This window comes from Sphingobacterium sp. GQ94 (assembly GCF_059758715.1).
On sequence record NZ_JCAXEC010000022.1, the window covers coordinates 17,468 to 34,790 of the forward strand.

Here is a 17,323-nt window from a genome sequence, read left to right on the forward strand (position 1 = left end):
TGGTCTAGTCATCATTGCACCAAGGCACAAAAAATATTTTAATATCTTTTGCCTGATAGTCTAAATACTTAAATTGCCACAAAATTATATCCAATTTATTCTTCTAATTTTTTTCTCAACATAAGTTCATCTGTTAAATCCAATCGCAATGGAGTAATTGAAACTCTATTATTCTCCACTGCCCATCTATCGGTCCCCTGTTCTGCTGGTTCTAAAGGTAAAACAGTAAACCAATAATGTTTACGGCCCATTGGATCAGTGCCAGGAATAATCCTACCATCATACAAACGGACAGACTGTCTTGTCCATTCAATTGTTGTAGGATGCTCAGGAAAATTGACATTATACAATGCTAATTCGGTGTTAGCTAATAGGAGTTTAAGTGTATCTTCGACAAAAGGTTCTAAAGACTCAAAATCTGGCTCCGTTTTTCCTACTGGTGTGCTTAAAGCAATTCCTTTTATCCCAAATAAGACAGCCTGCTTGGCTGCAGCCAACGTTCCTGAATGCCACATAGAATTCCCTAAATTAGGTCCCATATTGATGCCAGATAGCACGACATTAATTCCTGTCCAAATATGGGTCCCCATTGCTACACAGTCAGCTGGAGTACCGTTCACCCTATAAGCATCCACATCCGTAATTTCAAACGGCGATCTCTTATACCTCAATGGTCGTGAATGCGTTACAGCATGTCCCATTGAAGATTGCTCTACATCGGGCGAGACGATGATCACTTCTCCAAATTTCTTAGCAACCTTAGCAAGGGCAGCAATCCCGGGACTATAAATACCATCATCATTTGTAACTAATATCCTCATAGTTTCTATAAATATTTATTACTAAAAAAATAACAATTACTCCACTTCAATTGTTTATAAATAAAATTATCAATGAAAAAAGTCCTCTTATTACATAACCCAGGAGCAGGAGATGAAGATCATATGAAATCAGATCTGATAAATTCAATACAGCAAGAGGGATATCAATGTTTGTATTATGCTGTAAAAAAGGAGAAGAACTGGAAAGAGCAGGTGAATCAAGTTGATTTTTTGGTCATCGCTGGTGGAGATGGAACAATCAGACAGGTCGTCAAAGAGTTAATATTGCAAGATGGATTGAAAACGAATATACCATTTGCGTTACTGCCAAAAGGAACAGCCAATAATTTATCAATTGCATTAGGAATCGATGGTAGTCTCGAGGTTAAGGATCTAATAAAAAACTGGGATATAAATAATCGACAAAAATTTAATGTAGGAATAATTAGAAATATGGAATTTGAAGACTTTTTTTTGGAAGGAGCAGGTTATGGCATCTTCCCTGAGCTTATTGAAAAAATAAGTACCATGAAAAAAAACAAAACTAATAATTCCAATGATGAGATTAAGCAAGCGCAAAAAATACTACTCCAAATTGCTTTAAGAGCCAAGGTGGATCGATACAAAATAACGGCTGATGGACAAGTTTATCAGGGAAAATGCTTTCTTCTGGAGGTCATGAATACGCCTTCGATCGGACCCAATTTGATTTTATCACCAAAGGCTGAGATTGATGATGGATTTGTAAATGTAGTCTATTTGCAACAGGACCAGCGAAATGATTTTATCAGCTATATAAAGCTTCTCATTGAAGGCGAACAGGTGAGTTTTGACTGGAAAACAATTAAAGCCAAATCACTAACAATCGAATGTGAAAGTACATACATGCACATTGACGATAAGTTGGTCTCACCTTCCGGCAAGCCAATAAATTTGGCGCTACATGAAAACTTATTGGAATTTTTGAAACCAAATTTTAAAACTAATTAAGTTTCCTAGGCAAGAATATATGCCCCTATATTGATACAAATTAATGTAGAATTCGTACGCCTTCATTAAGTGTAAATACCCGAAAAAACCAAATATAAAACAATCAAGGATTTCAGGTATTATTATACATTAAGCACTGTCCTATTGACCGTTATTCGAGAAAATTTAATGAAATTTAGGACAATAAAGGTTAATGTATTTCGAAATTTCTAAGACAGAAATTAAAAGACTATTTTTTTATTTTTTTTATCCATTGATTATGGCACATAACATTCCTTCCAACAAAAAAGGACAAAAATTGGATACTTCTGAGACCATATCATTTAACAACGATCAATCTGCAAAAGAATTTTATCAAATTGTTAGAAAACGGTTACTAAACATTAATGAATGGTATCATATTGCTCGTCTTCCAATGGCTAGCTTTCAGCTCCTTGACTCAAAAGGCCAACCCAAAGAAAAACACCCGACTATTGGAGACTACCTTAGAATCAATATTCCTGGACCTGGACTTCAGAGCGCAGGTGGATATGACTTTGTCCAAATTGAAAATATACAGGAAACAAACGACAAGGATTTCCAAGCTCTTACCATAACTTTAAGACCTAGTAAAAACCCTCAGGCAATTTTAGATGAAGAAATCAAACATTTCTTCACAAAGATAGCTACCTCAACCATTCAGATAAAAAGAGATGGTAGATTAATACACGCAAATTATTTTGGAAGAAATGAAATTGTCAATTTGGACATGGATCACTTCACAGAAAAATTACGAAATCTATTCATTGGAATTGGAGCTAAATTGGGTTTTTCATTTCCTCAATGGAAGTCTTTAATGAGTGGTTTGGTAAATGATGATGAGTTCAAGCCGTGATTAAACTACAGACCTATAACTTCAGCGCTTTAAAAACCGTGGCATTACATAACTAATACATTGTATTCCGAAGCATCATAAATAAAAGTAAATCACTTAATTTTTTTTGAGCAATTTACTTTTTATACCTTCTTTTTAAAAATTATCAAATCTTTGGTAGCTCATAACCATTATGGTAGCTTGCCGTCAAGTATTCGTTTGCTAGTTGATCCGTAAAACTTTTCTTCTGTTTATCCCAGTACAATTTCTTTCCGGTTCGATAAGCTACATTCCCCATCTGGGAGAGAATTGCGATGTGTGCCCCTGCTTCAATCGGAGCATGTAATAGGCTTTTATCCTTAGCGCGAAGAGCAGCTATAAAGTTCTGCATATGGGCTTCTAAACCATTGTCTTTGGATGGTTGTAAATCAATAGCCTCCATACGACCTTTTTCAGCGATGACTTCCCAACCACTTCGGTTTAACACTAATGTACCATTATTTCCAATAAAAGACACGCCATGATCCTTTCCATAAGGCCCCTGATCAATTCCTGTAGCCTGTTCCCATTGGAGATAGAAGTCTTTAAACTCGAATACAGCTGTTAACGAATCAGGGGTCTCAGCCGCATCATCTGGGTAAGCGAATTTTCCACCGGTTGCCATAATAGAAACTGGGTCAGAAACCTTCATCCCTATCAAAGCGAAATCCAACATATGCACTCCCCAGTCCGTCATTAATCCTCCTGCATAATCCCAAAACCATCTGAAATCAAAATGGAAACGATTGGGGTTGAAAGGTCGTTTTGGAGCTGGACCTAACCATTTATCATAATGCACGCCATTTGGTGTCGCTTGGTCCGCTTTTACAGGAATGCTTTTCATCCAACCTTGATATGCCCAAGCTTTAACTGACCTAATTTTGCCGAGTTTACCACTTTGTACATAACTTATCGCATCCCTGAAATGCTGTTGACTACGTTGCCATTGGCCAACTTGAACAATTTTGTTGAACTTTTGCGCTACCGCCACCATAATTTCACATTCACGGATAGAATTTCCTAATGGCTTTTCAACATACACATGCTTGCCTGCGGCGACAGCATCAACCATAATCAAACAATGCCAATGATCCGGGGTACCAATAATAACGACATCAACTTGGGTATCCTCAAGAAGTTCCTTATACTCAATATATTTATTGACCTTAATATTACGCCTCGATAATTCTTCTACCCTTTTATTCAATATATTCTCATCCACATCACATAAGGCTGTGCAAACTACGTTATCTACCTTTAAAATGGCATTCAAGTTGGACCATCCCATACCATTCACTCCGATCAGTCCAACCTTAATTACTGTTGACTGAACAGCATGCGTCGGTCCAAAAAATAAAGAAGAGCTCGCCATTAGCCCCGCACTTTTAAGAAATTCTATTCGTTTCATTTCTAAATGGATATAAGGTTTAAATTCAGATATTCTGTCTACGCATCCATTGTGTGATGAAGGATTTGGACGCTAACATCCTGATAATTTAATGTTTTTAATCCAAGTTTCCATGACAAATTATTTTATAAACAATTGTCCTTGCTCTCTAGCTCTTGTGAACGGAAATCATTCTGCGAGCATAAGTGAATCCTGGCCGTGATTATCGTGATGGTCAAACGATTAAATTCGCTTTTTATCGACAAATAAGTCCTTTGCTTTTAATTACTAAAAATAACTATCTTTACTTTACTAACTAAGTGTTACTCATAAAAACCCTGGATCACACAAATTAAATAGGTCATCATTAAATGGACTGGACCCGAATACTTTCCGTTAATTGAAAACCGTAAGAAACTGATTGTAATACACTTGAGTTTAAACCGATCTCTATAGATTTCAAAATATCGAAATTATAATTTATGAGCTACCTCAGCGGATTAACGCATAACTTAAATTAATATGAATAGTTCAAAAAGAAAAGCAAAAAGCACCATGCTAAAAATGACTTTAATTTTATGTAGCATTTTATTTTGTGGATATTTTGTATACAACATTTCAAAGACTGTTCATTATAGTAAAACTTTTAAGCAGTATACCTCAAAAAACATTGACTCTGTTTTGCTCATAGATACCTGGAAGGACCCTGTTAAAAACGACGTAAAAAATATTGATAGTTCAAGTATTTCTTTCTCAAAATTCACTAATGACATCGAAATTTTGAAATACAAAGTAGGTAATCAAATCGTGGTAAATCTCCTATTTCCATTTCAATTTTCAGGTCAACCAAGATTTATGGTGAGTAAAAAGGAAATGCTCCATGGTATATTTTCTGATCAATTTGACATTAAATTCACAACGACTTACATCCCCCTTGAGATGGCGTTAAAGAAAGTTTACAAGAATTTAATTGTTAAATCAGAAATTAACCCAGAAAAATTAAATGAAATAGTAACTTACCAAGGTTCGGAATTTATTACTATTGAAGTAGATGGAAGTTCTGTGTTTTCCCTTGAAAATAAAGCCAGAAAGAAAATTGATTTGCAATTTTTTAGAACCCATAATTCTACTATTGCGAAATTTACCTTTTTTGTAAACACAAAAAAACGAACTCTGTGATAAAGAATTAATGTCGAACATCTATTTTTTTACAAAAAAACTTCTTCGAATCTACTATAGCACCCAGATTGTGCTAATTACTCGTTTTTTAAATTATCTACAGGCTTAGCTCTGCATGTTTTCCATGTAGTCAAAGTTAGTATAGACAAACATATTGCAGTGAATAATATAACTGGAATTGAAAGGAATAAGAAATCGAAATTAATTCTATAAGGATATTCTTTTAAAATTTCATTTGAAATTAAACATCCGATTGAACCACCGATTATTAACGAAATTAAAAGCAATACTAAATATTCTTTCGTCAAAACTTGAAAAACTTGAAAATAACTTGCGCCAATTACTTTTCGTATACTAACTTCTTTAAATCTTTGCTGGGTAGAAAAGATTAAAATTGCAATTAGACCTAGGCATGCGATCAATACCAAGGTTATTGTAAGATAAACAATTATAGAAATTGAATCCCCATGTCCCTGGATTCCTCTATATACTTCATCCCATTCTAATGTTTCTAATTTTCTACCAACGTTATTTTGGAATTCTTTGCTTTCTAAATGTTCCTGAATTAAGTTCATCTTTCCGGGCTGGATTTTTAAGTTTAAAATACCTTGCGAATAAGTTTGGTAAATAAATGCCATTGGCGAAATTGCTCTTTCAAAATTTTGGAAATGAAAATCTTTAACCGTACCAATAACTCTAAACATCGTTGTGTCATCTACGCTAATTCCAAGTCCAGGTTTTTTTGAAATTTCTAAAAGGTCAAAAGCCTTTTGATTTAATATAATTGAATTTCTATTGCTTGCTTGATTATTTGAAAAATTGTCTCCATCGACTAAGTTTAGACCTAGGTCTTTTATTGTTCTCTCATCAATATAATAGATTGATAGATCCATTTTATTTGACGGATCATTGGTCCATACCTTTTTTATATCCGTTGGCATATAACCTAAATTTGTAGATATATATGAAGTGCTATTCACCTCTTTGAGCTTTTTAAGTTCATCGCGCGCAATGTTATATTCCTGATCGTTTGACACTTTAATACTCAATGTATTTGAATAATCAAAACCGTAATTGGCATTAGTCATGAAATTCAATTGCTTAGCTAAAGTATATGAAAACAATATCAAAATCATGGATACAGAAAATTGTATAACAACGATAATTTTTCGAAAAGAGAGACCTGCTTTAAATACCCTATTGCGAAAAATATTATTCAACATATCTAATTCCTTGAATTTTAACACCGATAAAGCAGGAATTAGTCCAGCAATCACTCCAACTACCAATGAGAATAGAAAGAGAATTAATAAAATCCATATGTCGTATTTTAAATCAAGAGTAATTTTTTGAAATCCGGTCAATCCAGAGACAAATGGTAATACCAATAAACCTAGTAGGAATGAAACACTTGAAATGATGACTGATTCAGAAACATATTGAAAAATAATATGTTTTTTAGATGCTCCTAGGATTTTTCGAATCCCTGTCTCCTTACTTTTAGCTAAACCTAAGGAAGTCATAACACTGCTGTAATTAAACAAAGTCAGCGATAATAGAACCAAAATTATAGTAATAAAAAGTAAAACTACGTGCTCGCCCATTGCTTGTCCATTCTCATTCAATAGATTTTTTCGCGGTGAGATATCTGAAAGAGATTGTCCAAAAAAACTTAATTTTAACGTGGATTTTCTCTGAATATGAAGAGAGTTATATGTCTTAGTAATGCTCGCAAATACGTTATCAATTTTACTTGATAAATGATCGCTTTTAGCTAACACATACAAATAGGATGATTCATAATTGTCGGATGCATATAAATTGCTATCAATAAGTCCAACATAATTTCTATTTATCGAGGCTGAAAATAAAATGTCGTTTGTCAAATGTGTCTTATTCTGAGTTAAATCAAATACCCCACTAATTATAAAATTTCCTTTGTTTTCAATAAAAATTTCTTTCCCTATGATTTTATCATCTTTATATAGTTTTTTAGCTAATTCCTTAGAAATCGCAACGTTTGAGGGTTCCGCTAAAACAGTACTTAAATTTCCTTCAATCAATGGGATTTGAAAAAAAGAAAAATAGTCACCATTAACAGAGTACCCGTTAGCCTTTATCAATTCATTTGAATGTCCTTTAATTTTAACCACTAAGGGTACCAAATTTATATACTTACTAAAAAAATTGGTATCGATCAACTCTCTCAAAATCTCTGGTGATGTTGCATAATCGTCACTACCCCGTCCAGATGTGCTCACCTCCGTGTTAACTCTATAAATTTGATTTCTGTTCCGGTTGTGTTTATCGAAATTATATTGGTTATAAATAATCATCGCTAGTAAAAAAGCAATAGACATGCTCAGAGTAAAGGCGGTCACATTTAATATATTATATAATGGTTCTTTTAAAATTTTTCGAAACGATATCTTTAAATCAATTTTTATCATAGAAATGGACTTATAGGATGATTAATGGATGAAGAAAATGGAACAGATAATTTTGTACTTAACAAATGATAACAGTATACGAACAATACCCAAACCAAAAATATTGCTGAATACCGTTCTTGCTTTTTTCTTTATTTATGAAAGATAATTTTTATTTAGTTCTTAATCACAACATTAGGATCTTGGCATCAATTGATTTTTAATGTCTAATTATTCTTTTCAACTTACCTGCCATTTACATAAACAACTGTTTAACTGCTTTTTAAAGAAACACAACTAGATTCCCTGTCCATTTTCGAACATAATAGTGTTCATTATTGAACATCGTTTTTTATCAGATTAAAAAAAGCGTACCAATACTCAGATACAACCTTAAAGATTGAACCCGAATTCAATTTTCTGCAAACACTGAATATAAATCTTAAAAAATATCTAGCGTAATCCTCTCAACAAAAGGATTTTCCCTTTAGTGATTCATATACGCCAGAAGTACAAGAGTCAATGCAATAATAGCTGGTAATGCTTGTCCAACGAAGATCTTTTTTGAAACCACTAATGCTCCGTATATACCGGCAATGATAACACAGCCTAAAAAAAATATAGACACATTCCTTTGCCAAACACTATCCGAAATGAAAAAACTCCAAATCAAACCTGCGGCTAGAAAACCATTGTACAATCCTTGATTTGCAGCTAGGATTTTAGTGGGTTTAAAAAGACCTTCTTCTAATTGTCCTTTAAAGACTTTCTTACCTGTAGTTTCCCAGGCAAACATCTCAAACCATAAAAAGAAAATATGTTCTGCTGCTACTATGGCAATAAAAACTTTTGCTAAAATGCTAATAAATTGATCCATGAAGTTTAGTTTTTACGTTTATAAAATTCAAATAAGTATACTGTTTTATAAAATGTTTTTATTAAAACTTAAATTTAGTAGAGAGCAAAAACTGTCTTGGCCGAAGTTCAAAGTAGGTTTGAATTAATTGAATATCGGATGAAAATTGTTGTACATATCGATCATTATTCAATATATTATTGGCAACAAGTTCAAAATCCATCTTCCATTTTTTAACTGTATAACGATATGACGCGTCTATAAAAAATTGACTTCGTTGTCCAGGATAATTGGTCCGATATAAAGAATTATTCATCGTAATAGCATGTTCGCCAATTGGATAGAAAACCAGATTGAGATAATGGTTATTAAAAAACACATTGGTTCTCCGAGCGGATGCTAAGGTGCTCTTGGTCTGCCCTATCCTAGTTTTATATTCACCTGAAAGCATGCTCGATGACGTGTTAATAATTTCTAGACTACCCCCTCTATACTGAGTATATTGTTTTGCCAAGTTGCCATTGAGCATGTAATCTGAACGGTTCCAGCGGAGACTAGCGTTCAATTTTGCCAACGTCTTAAGAGAGGAAAAAAGCCTGGAAATACCGGCATCCAAACTATGGCTATCATTACCGCGGATTTGATCATCAATAGACATATTCATCCTACCCATTGAATCAATTCTTGTATCAAATATATAATCATTTTCACCCTGAGAATAAGAATAGGATATGTTGGCAAAATTTGCTTTTAAAGTATTTTTATAATTATAACCAATCCTTGCTGAGCGATTATCGTTACGCAACAATCGCGCATTATAACGTTGCATGGAATGATATTGGCTGATAATGTAACTGTTATAAAAATTATTGAGACCTCCAAAATCACGTCCAATGGAGAGATTAGCCAAAAATTCGTTATTAGCATCAGCAATATAGGTAGCTGATAAGGACGGATTGTATGTATTGCGAACGGCATTATTCAGAGTCGTTATACCTTGTTGCCGTACGTTATAATAATGGAGATTATAGGGTGAGGCAAGTCGTAACTTCCATGTGTTGGTATTCCAAGCAATACCTAAGCCAGCAGAAAAATTCAGTTGACCATTCTTCATTGCATTCAGGTAGCCCTCCCCTAAAATCCGTTCTTCGTTTCCGTTACGAATCCCTATTTCCGTATTCAAGTTATTTTGTTCATAGTTAAGGCCTATTGAGGGAGAAAACACCCACTTATGATACTTTTTCATAAAACTAAGCTTGTTATCCCACTGAAATGCATTGTACAATACTCTCTGAGACATCTCCTGAATAGGTAATCCATTATTCAATAGGTTCTCAAATTGACCTGGTAGTACAATCAAACTTTGCGGAGTTTGCCTCCATTCAACCGTAGAATGGACATTTACAAGCTGCTTGCCAATAAGACGAGCTAACGAGAGTGAGTTTTGTAAGATCTCATCCGCATATCTGCGATGCTGCGTGATAGGATTGTCTCCATTAAACATCAGGTCACCTTTATCGCTATCCCAACGTTTTTGGTATTTCAAGCTGTTCCTCAGAAAGATTTTTTTATGATTCTTTTCAATTAATACACCAGCATTGAATACATTGATTCGAAAACGATTGTCTATTTCTTCCGTATTGTAAATCACCTCATCCCTGGCGAAATATTGTGTGGCAGTGAATCCACTCCTTTTTCTTGTATCGTTATAATAGGAGACATTACCCTTTAATTCCTCTCCATTTTTTAGTTTTTGCAACATATTGCTACTAAAGAGAAACAATCTATTATCCAACCATTTATTTTCTTCAAATCCTGGACTGTTTACATCGCGCAGTGAAATATAGGACGGTCCCGGTGTTAGTGGAGAATTACTGCTAAATCCGCTACCCGTATAAAATTCGCGTAAATCTTTAGAGGCATCATGACCGATATTGTTACTCTGAAAAGAATTGAGCATCTGAAAAGTTTTAGCAAAAGTCATCGGAGTAAGGTTTAAATCCCATAATGCGGGATTAACCCCCGCACCGATCTTAGCGGTCCCTGTAGAAGTGAATTTCTTTAATTCTAAATTGAGTGATGCCCTATCGGAGAACACAAGCGAATCCAATATTTTTATCGGTTGGTCGTTTTCAATAATTTGCACACTCTTTACCGCTTCTGCAGGCAGATTATTGTTTATCATACCGTAACGTCCTTCCATCAGATCCATATTGTTCACTTTGTATTTCTGAATGGGTTTACCCTGATAATGAACTTGATTTCCAATAATCTCGATTCCAGGTAATTTCTTTATAATATCAGCAATAACACGGTCGTTCTTCGATGTAAAGGCGTTTACGCTATAGTTAATCGTATCTTTACGTCTAAATATCGGCATATTAGCGATTTTCACTTCTTTAATCTCTTGCGCTCGAGGTTGCATGCTATAAGAATATTGGGCTGTCTTATTCAAAACAATTACGGTGCGCCTTGCATAACCAATGTGACTAAATTCTAGCTGCACACTATCCACATCATTCACCTTAATATCGAGACGATAAGTACCATCTTGTCTGGATTTTGAAAACCCGAGAATAACCGGACTTCCGATTTTTCTATAGCTGATAGATACATTTGAAATCGGTTTAGTTTGTTCATCAAGTAATTTACCTGAGATGACCGATTGCGCAGATGTTCCTAAGGAGAGGAACATTAAAAATCCTGTAATAAATAGATAAACGCGTATAATATTCAAGATCCCTGAGGATAAAGTTCGATCCAATTGTTATCTTTCCTTATCCTCTCCTTGATCTGCTTTGCTTTCTCAACATTTTGATCGTCATAGTTCTCTCCACTTGACTGACCTATTTGAATTAGGTTCTTTTGGTACTTTCGTCTTGCGCGATACAATTCCTCTTTTGTTGTTTTTTTAATCTTTAAACTTTTTTTCTTGTTTATTGGAATGATCTGATTGATGTCTTTTATTTCCAACAGATCGAAGGTCCAAGATTGGGATGCATCACTAATTTTCACGATCAAACCTGGAAGACCACAAAACTTATAGGGTCCGTGAGCAATAGGAATTTCAGTTGTAAAATATGCTTCCCAAATTCTCCCACCGTACTCAAGTATAGCTTTTTGACAATTAAAACCAGAAATACTCATTGTGTCCTCTGTCATTTTCCAATTGCTGGGATCCATCTTTTCTGTATAATAATTTAATTCGCTCAGGTCTTCCAAATTACTTCCAGAGTATTCATCGTATACTTTTATCTCACTATTATTGTTTTTCAGAATCTGATAATTCGAATTATTGATGATCCCTCCTGCAGAAATTATTGTTGGCATAGGGAAAGCCGGTGGATTTAGGTACTCTTCATCCCTAAATCCTTTTTCTTGCGTCCTAAAGAGTGAAATACTATCATTGATGAGCAGTTCTGCAATTGTTTTTCTAACAGAATGCTGATCTGTAGAATCGGATAAGTTCGTGATTTGGTAAAGAACTCGTTTATCAAACGAAAATTCTTCTCCTTGTCCATAGAGTACAAAATTTAAACACAAAAAAATAAACAATAACAAAACACATTTTCTCTTTTCCAAAAAAATCATAATCTTCGGTCTAATCAATTTTAAAATAAAACTACATCCAGAATAAAAAGCCGCAAAGACCTTTATTATTTATTAAATTCTCTGATAATATATAATGCTGACAATAGTCCCAACAACATAGTCAACACTAACTCTTCTTAAAAAGAAATAAAGTGATCCATTAGCAATTTATGACTTTATAACAATTTAATTTACGTGATAAAATGCTAGCGATGTAGCTATATTAGAATAATAACCATCTGAAAGCTAATCTCGAAAATCCATACTTTGTACAGATTAGTTTATAATTATAAATATGTCTTGAATATAATAGTTACAGTTTGATAATACAAAATAATATGAAAATATTTTCTTTCACTGGAATGATTATCCAAACTATTGAGAGAATAAAAATCATTTAACTTAACTTCAAACAAGTAGTTAAACCTTATCGAACGTTAAAAAAACAACAAATAAATTGATTCCACTTTTTTCTTTTTATAAATCAGCATCTAAATTGTTGAACATCATTATAAATATCATTAATTTTACTTGGCGAGAAAATTATAACTTACTTTAAATTACCTTCGAAATTTGAAATATTTAGATTTATAATAAGGACTAACTTTATAAATAGGACAACACCATAAAAAAACAAGTACGATGCAAACCAACAAAGGAACTTTAAGAATTTGCGAGAGAGGGCATCAATATTACAAAAGCAGTGATTGCCCTAGCTGTCTGAGGTGTGAAAAGGACAGGAAACCTCAAGAAGGGTTTCTGTCTCTTTTGGCAGCTCCTGCAAGAAGAGCATTAGAAAGTAATGAAATACTAACTTTAGAAGGCCTCTCCAGGTATAGTGAAAAAGATTTACTGCAATTGCATGGGTTCGGTAAAAGTTCGATTCCAATTCTTAAACACGCCTTGCAAGCGGAAGGCTATACTCTTAAGAAAGAAAGTAAAAAAAATTAACGAAGAATGAGTTCATCTCTAAAGGTTAGTTTAGTGCTACTATTTGTTATTGCAGCAATAGTGGCCGTTGGGTTCTGGAAAGGAATGCATTCTTTTGTATTTGCCTGGATATTAAACTTCATGCTCATGACAAGTGTCTTATATATCACTCAGACCTACAAACTGCGATTGGGATCCAGATATTATAACACAAAAAAATGGGAGAATGAAGGCAAGGTTTATAGATGGGTTGGAATTAACGGGTTTAGAAAAATTCTGGTATGGGTGGGTTGGGAAAAACTCAACAAACCCTCCAACCCTGTAAAAAAAGATTTAGTGGCTCTAATTCATTTAGAGTATTCCACTAGAAAATCAGAATTCGGACATTTACTTATCTTCATAATAGTATTCCTCCTTACGCTTTTTGTAGGGTTTTATCACGGATTTAAACACACGGTATGGTTACTTATACTAAATCTATTATTAAACATTTATCCAATTGGAGTTCAACGATATAATCGACCAAGGCTGCAAAAGGTTATCAGTAATTTTAAGTGATTTAAAATCGGTTCATAAACGCTGACCTAATTACAAATCTAATTCAGTAAAGTCAATCCTTGAAAGGAAATCACACAAATATCACTTTTACTCATTCACAAATTCAAGTATATCACCTGGTTGGCATTCCAATATTTTACAAAGTGCTTCCAAAGTGCTGAAACGAATTGCTTTTGCTTTACCCGTCTTAAGTATGGATAAATTGGATAAAGTTAAACCTACTTTATCGGAGAGTTCATTGAGTGACATTTTACGTTTTGCCATCACAACATCTAAGTTTACTACAATTGCCATTGATTATACCGTTAAATCATTTTCAGTTTGTAATTCTGTTCCTTTTTTAAATACAAGAGCTAACAAGTAAATGACACCTGCAAAAAATAAAATTTCGCTACCACTCCAATCTATCGGAATAACTACCCCTTTCTTCGCAATCCAATTAGAATACGCATTAGCTATTAAAGCAAGGCCAGCTGCACCTAAGGATACATAGCTAATCCGTAAAAACAAATCTGTCAGGTTCTTACTAAATGGCTTAGATAATTTAAATTTCAAAAAGATCTTGACAACCAAATAAGCGATGAATGCTTTTAAGCCGATAAGTACAATCAGTAAAGAAACTATAGAAATATAGTTCCACTTGTTAAATGAATACAGCTCAAAAAGGTTTAGTCCCAGAAATAAATCCTTTGCTCCGGCGGGATTAACAAATAGACTTATAGAGAATGAAATCAAGATTGCTCCAGTCTTGATACATAATCCAATGAATGCTATCCAAAAAAGGATGTTCATTGCTTTCAGTACAGTTGAATTTGATTTTTCCATTGTTCGATAATTTAATTTACAAAAACAAATATCAATAAATATTTATTGATAAACAAATAATATTATTCGATAAATAAGAAAACCTACTATTTTCGATTGAAATTCAAAAAATACAACAATGATACAGTTCTTTACTTCATTAGTTTTCACAACTATAGGTTATAGGATGTCATTTTATCTATTGTTGATTTTAAATGAGATCGCTCATTAATTCAAGCTTCGTAATCCCTAGTTACCAAATAAGAGCACTTACTTTGTTGATTTCCAAAAATTTACTAATTTTAAGTTAACAATATGTAAGCGATTATGCTAAAAGTCCGTTTTGTTATTTATTTGTTTTTCAAGTTTGGCTTGTTTTTTAAACCGTTATGGACACTTAACATTTATTGCAAATAATCATGAAATTCTATACGCGGAATAATAAAAAAGGGTAATAAACCTTAGTTATCATCATAAAATATAGACTTATTTCTATGGAATGTAGAACTTTTAAAAAATGAAAATTCACACAACAAATTATTATAGCACCTTTATCGAAGCCTCGCAAGATACTAAGGCAACTTTTGGAAGCAAACCTCCACCATCCAGAGGGGACAAAAGAACAATAGCTGAAATGCAGTTTGATTTGATTACTAAAAATCCCTATTCATACACTTCTGATGATATATTATTTGAGGTTTTCGCAGACCGGAATGAGTTAAACCAATCAGAATTTAAGCAAGCGAGGGAGCAGTTTTTTTCAAAAGGACAAGCTTGTTTAAGGGCATCACCGTTGACAAAAACCTATGGTTTTGGCGTTCATAGTGATAATAACGGAAAAATAGCCATTTTCGGAATTGAAACAGACGAATATCAAAAGTTTTTGGATGATCCAAAAATAGAGAAAGTAAAAGCAATGCGAAGCTCTAAAAAATAATTAAAGAAAATGTATCTACTTCACGGTAAATTAACAGCAAAAGCCGGATATGACAACGAATTGGCTAATATCCTACTTCGTGCTTCCGAGCTTGTTGCACAAGTAAAAGGTTGCAAACTTTATACAATAAGTAAAGATCCAAATGACATAAATTCAGTATACGTTACAGAAATTTGGAATAGTAAAGAAGAGCATGACGATTCCTTAAAAGTCGAAGGAGTGAGCGAATTAATAAAGAAAGTAATGCCAATTTTAAATGCCCCACCAATCAAAGGACAAGAACTTGAAGTTTTAGGCGGCGTTGGAACATAAATTTTCGAGCTGTTAACTTATATTGTTCAATTTATCACTGGATATACGATTTTTTGCCTGGGGCATCAAGTTTCAAGCGTGAATCATCAAGAACTAGGACCCAATCCTCACCTGGCCCATAGCCTGGCGCAATAAAATTTAATATGGACTTGTTAGATACTACCCCTGCATTGATGACAGAGCCGGATTTGGGAGAGAACCACCACGTCTGCAACTTTTCTGCTTGTATTTTCCTTCCGTTAATGGAAATTTCGCCTCCCGTGGGGAGGTAAACCATTAGGAAATGCCCTTGCTCATCCCCAAAAGCTACTGGATAACTAGACCCAGCTAATACTGTATCCATGAGAATAGTTCCATCAGAAACTCTATTCAAACTGGGTCGAGAAAGTATGAGATCCTTCAGATACCCAGCCTGAAAAGCACCTGGTCGGTCCAAAGCCTCATGCCAGTATCGATCCGGCTCAACAATTTTTTCAACCCTTTCACTATAAAATTGCCACACTGCCTGATGGCCATAGGTGACGCCGCATGCTCCTGAAAAAACAGACCTGTACAGTTGCTTTCGAACATCGTATGCGCGAAAATAACCATTGGTAACCTGCCAATTGATAGGATGATCTTCATAAGTCGCCTCGGCATCTAAAACTGGTTTGGATGGAATTAGATTAAAATCACGTTTCACCCAAAGATCAACAGGAAGATCAGCACGTCTGTGTCCCGACTGAATCATATTAAAATCTAGGGGACTGGACTCATTCCAAAATTGTGTAGAAGAACCCTCACCCCAGGGATGATAGGTAATCAATCCCTTATTATTTGAGCCAGAACGAATGCCCTTTATCATGGCCTCCCAAATCGGACGTTTGTCAACTGAATCTAACGCCGCTGGACGATCCCCACCTGTTATCCAAATGATGTTTGGATATTTACGGTACCTCTTCCCCAAATATTCACCATACCTGAAGGCGTTATCTTCATCAAATATTTCATCCCCCTTACTCCATAGTTTAAGAACTTTATCTCCCCAGGTAGGCAGTAATCCAATAAACAGATTTCTTTTAAGTGCCTGTTCAAGCGTCCAATCAATTAATTCAAAATAAGCATCATTTGGTAAGTCTGGATTATTCTCGAATAACGGAACATCTCCGTACTGGTTGGCTACAAACGGGCGGTCTGTATTGGCTAATATAACAGCTTGAATAACATTAAATCCCTTACTTTTACGGTTATCAAGATAGTGAAGAATTTCTTCCTTCTTCAAGCGATTAAAAAGTTCCCAAGCAGTGTCTCCCAGCCAAAAAAAAGGTGTCCCATCCTCGTATTTAAAAAAATGTCCATTGCTGCTTATTTGCAATTGGCCGTGATTCCACCTATTTTTTTTCTCAAATTTCTCTTGGGCAAAACTTCTATCAACAGAACCTAAAATTAGAACGCCGACAACAATCATATAAGTTATCGAAAATAGAATATTTTTGATCATGCCACTTCATTTAAGTTTATATCAGTTATCAAACTGATACTAATTAATTATTACTACTTTATGTGAACGACTACCCGTTTGCTAAAGACAAATGGGCTTGGGGTTTCGCAGACTTATGCTTTGTTACCAAAGTCTTATTCCAGTCTCCATCCGTGTA

General features: G+C 34.3%; 16 protein-coding genes. 7 read left to right on the plus strand and 9 right to left on the minus strand.

All coding sequences use genetic code 11. The features are described 5' to 3' along the window. Positions 1 to 95: 95 nt before the first annotated feature. Positions 96 to 821, minus strand: a complete 726-nt coding sequence (gene surE, locus AC6CHH_RS15360) for a 5'/3'-nucleotidase SurE (protein ID WP_498284455.1) — start codon at positions 819 to 821, stop codon at positions 96 to 98. Positions 822 to 893: 72 nt separating this feature from the next. Between surE and AC6CHH_RS15365 the strand changes: the two genes are divergently transcribed. Beyond that, positions 894 to 1,811: a diacylglycerol/lipid kinase family protein gene (locus AC6CHH_RS15365; RefSeq protein ID WP_498284457.1), complete on the plus strand. Its 918-nt coding sequence runs from the start codon at positions 894 to 896 to the stop codon at positions 1,809 to 1,811. A 259-nt stretch (positions 1,812 to 2,070) separates the two neighbouring features. After that, positions 2,071 to 2,685 (plus strand): hypothetical protein, encoded by a 615-nt coding sequence (locus AC6CHH_RS15370; RefSeq protein WP_498284458.1) that lies wholly within the window; start codon positions 2,071 to 2,073, stop codon positions 2,683 to 2,685. Positions 2,686 to 2,830: 145 nt separating this feature from the next. Here AC6CHH_RS15370 and AC6CHH_RS15375 read toward each other — a convergent pair whose 3' ends face one another. Next, positions 2,831 to 4,111 (minus strand): Gfo/Idh/MocA family protein, encoded by a 1,281-nt coding sequence (locus tag AC6CHH_RS15375; protein WP_498284459.1) that lies wholly within the window; start codon positions 4,109 to 4,111, stop codon positions 2,831 to 2,833. A 501-nt stretch (positions 4,112 to 4,612) separates the two neighbouring features. Between AC6CHH_RS15375 and AC6CHH_RS15380 the strand changes: the two genes are divergently transcribed. Beyond that, positions 4,613 to 5,269: a hypothetical protein gene (locus tag AC6CHH_RS15380; RefSeq protein ID WP_498284460.1), complete on the plus strand. Its 657-nt coding sequence runs from the start codon at positions 4,613 to 4,615 to the stop codon at positions 5,267 to 5,269. A 77-nt stretch (positions 5,270 to 5,346) separates the two neighbouring features. Here AC6CHH_RS15380 and AC6CHH_RS15385 read toward each other — a convergent pair whose 3' ends face one another. The 4 genes from AC6CHH_RS15385 to AC6CHH_RS15400 all read right to left on the minus strand — a co-directional run bounded on the left by AC6CHH_RS15385 (position 5,347) and on the right by AC6CHH_RS15400 (position 12,145). After that, on the minus strand, positions 5,347 to 7,719 hold the full coding sequence (locus AC6CHH_RS15385) for an ABC transporter permease (RefSeq protein ID WP_498284462.1): 2,373 nt from the start codon (positions 7,717 to 7,719) through the stop codon (positions 5,347 to 5,349). Between the two features lie 466 nt (positions 7,720 to 8,185). Next, positions 8,186 to 8,575, minus strand: coding sequence for a DUF1304 domain-containing protein (locus tag AC6CHH_RS15390; RefSeq protein WP_498284464.1), 390 nt, complete (start codon positions 8,573 to 8,575; stop codon positions 8,186 to 8,188). Between the two features lie 61 nt (positions 8,576 to 8,636). Beyond that, on the minus strand, positions 8,637 to 11,291 hold the full coding sequence (locus tag AC6CHH_RS15395) for a hypothetical protein (protein ID WP_498284466.1): 2,655 nt from the start codon (positions 11,289 to 11,291) through the stop codon (positions 8,637 to 8,639). Further along, positions 11,288 to 12,145: a GLPGLI family protein gene (locus AC6CHH_RS15400; protein ID WP_498284468.1), complete on the minus strand. Its 858-nt coding sequence runs from the start codon at positions 12,143 to 12,145 to the stop codon at positions 11,288 to 11,290. Before AC6CHH_RS15400 ends, AC6CHH_RS15395 begins: the two co-directional genes overlap by 4 nt. Positions 12,146 to 12,787: 642 nt before the next feature. On the opposite strand from AC6CHH_RS15400, the gene AC6CHH_RS15405 reads away from it, so the two are divergent. Together AC6CHH_RS15405 and AC6CHH_RS15410 are read left to right on the plus strand one after the other, a co-directional pair. Beyond that, entirely contained in the window at positions 12,788 to 13,096 is a 309-nt protein-coding gene (locus AC6CHH_RS15405) for a helix-hairpin-helix domain-containing protein (protein WP_498284470.1), read from the plus strand. Between the two features lie 6 nt (positions 13,097 to 13,102). Then, the gene (locus tag AC6CHH_RS15410; protein ID WP_498284472.1) at positions 13,103 to 13,633 is read left to right on the plus strand and encodes a glycosyl-4,4'-diaponeurosporenoate acyltransferase CrtO family protein; all 531 of its coding nucleotides are present in this window, start codon (positions 13,103 to 13,105) and stop codon (positions 13,631 to 13,633) included. An 87-nt stretch (positions 13,634 to 13,720) separates the two neighbouring features. Here AC6CHH_RS15410 and AC6CHH_RS15415 read toward each other — a convergent pair whose 3' ends face one another. Together AC6CHH_RS15415 and AC6CHH_RS15420 are read right to left on the minus strand one after the other, a co-directional pair. After that, a complete protein-coding gene (locus AC6CHH_RS15415; RefSeq protein ID WP_498284474.1) occupies positions 13,721 to 13,927 on the minus strand; it encodes a helix-turn-helix domain-containing protein in 207 nt (68 codons plus the stop codon). Positions 13,928 to 13,930: 3 nt separating this feature from the next. Further along, a complete protein-coding gene (locus tag AC6CHH_RS15420) occupies positions 13,931 to 14,458 on the minus strand; it encodes a DUF2975 domain-containing protein (RefSeq protein ID WP_498284476.1) in 528 nt (175 codons plus the stop codon). A gap of 496 nt (positions 14,459 to 14,954) precedes the next feature. On the opposite strand from AC6CHH_RS15420, the gene AC6CHH_RS15425 reads away from it, so the two are divergent. Together AC6CHH_RS15425 and AC6CHH_RS15430 are read left to right on the plus strand one after the other, a co-directional pair. After that, a complete protein-coding gene (locus AC6CHH_RS15425) occupies positions 14,955 to 15,374 on the plus strand; it encodes a DUF6157 family protein (protein ID WP_498284478.1) in 420 nt (139 codons plus the stop codon). A gap of 9 nt (positions 15,375 to 15,383) precedes the next feature. Further along, positions 15,384 to 15,686 (plus strand): putative quinol monooxygenase, encoded by a 303-nt coding sequence (locus AC6CHH_RS15430; protein ID WP_498284480.1) that lies wholly within the window; start codon positions 15,384 to 15,386, stop codon positions 15,684 to 15,686. A 34-nt stretch (positions 15,687 to 15,720) separates the two neighbouring features. On the opposite strand, the gene AC6CHH_RS15435 is transcribed toward AC6CHH_RS15430, so the two are convergent. Continuing rightward, positions 15,721 to 17,166 (minus strand): glycoside hydrolase family 140 protein, encoded by a 1,446-nt coding sequence (locus tag AC6CHH_RS15435; RefSeq protein ID WP_498284482.1) that lies wholly within the window; start codon positions 17,164 to 17,166, stop codon positions 15,721 to 15,723. Between the last annotated feature and the right edge of the window lie 157 nt (positions 17,167 to 17,323).

Excerpts from the sequence above, each read along its gene's own strand:
- surE (WP_498284455.1), bottom strand. The coding sequence starts at position 821 with ATGAGGATATTAGTTACAAATGATGATGGTATTTATAGTCCCGGGATT.
- AC6CHH_RS15365 (WP_498284457.1), top strand. The coding sequence starts at position 894 with ATGAAAAAAGTCCTCTTATTACATAACCCAGGAGCAGGAGATGAAGAT.
- AC6CHH_RS15370 (WP_498284458.1), top strand. The coding sequence starts at position 2,071 with ATGGCACATAACATTCCTTCCAACAAAAAAGGACAAAAATTGGATACT.
- AC6CHH_RS15375 (WP_498284459.1), bottom strand. The coding sequence starts at position 4,111 with ATGAAACGAATAGAATTTCTTAAAAGTGCGGGGCTAATGGCGAGCTCT.
- AC6CHH_RS15380 (WP_498284460.1), top strand. The coding sequence starts at position 4,613 with ATGAATAGTTCAAAAAGAAAAGCAAAAAGCACCATGCTAAAAATGACT.
- AC6CHH_RS15385 (WP_498284462.1), bottom strand. The coding sequence starts at position 7,719 with ATGATAAAAATTGATTTAAAGATATCGTTTCGAAAAATTTTAAAAGAA.
- AC6CHH_RS15390 (WP_498284464.1), bottom strand. The coding sequence starts at position 8,575 with ATGGATCAATTTATTAGCATTTTAGCAAAAGTTTTTATTGCCATAGTA.
- AC6CHH_RS15400 (WP_498284468.1), bottom strand. The coding sequence starts at position 12,145 with ATGATTTTTTTGGAAAAGAGAAAATGTGTTTTGTTATTGTTTATTTTT.
- AC6CHH_RS15405 (WP_498284470.1), top strand. The coding sequence starts at position 12,788 with ATGCAAACCAACAAAGGAACTTTAAGAATTTGCGAGAGAGGGCATCAA.
- AC6CHH_RS15410 (WP_498284472.1), top strand. The coding sequence starts at position 13,103 with ATGAGTTCATCTCTAAAGGTTAGTTTAGTGCTACTATTTGTTATTGCA.
- AC6CHH_RS15415 (WP_498284474.1), bottom strand. The coding sequence starts at position 13,927 with ATGGCAATTGTAGTAAACTTAGATGTTGTGATGGCAAAACGTAAAATG.
- AC6CHH_RS15420 (WP_498284476.1), bottom strand. The coding sequence starts at position 14,458 with ATGGAAAAATCAAATTCAACTGTACTGAAAGCAATGAACATCCTTTTT.
- AC6CHH_RS15425 (WP_498284478.1), top strand. The coding sequence starts at position 14,955 with ATGAAAATTCACACAACAAATTATTATAGCACCTTTATCGAAGCCTCG.
- AC6CHH_RS15430 (WP_498284480.1), top strand. The coding sequence starts at position 15,384 with ATGTATCTACTTCACGGTAAATTAACAGCAAAAGCCGGATATGACAAC.
- AC6CHH_RS15435 (WP_498284482.1), bottom strand. The coding sequence starts at position 17,166 with ATGATCAAAAATATTCTATTTTCGATAACTTATATGATTGTTGTCGGC.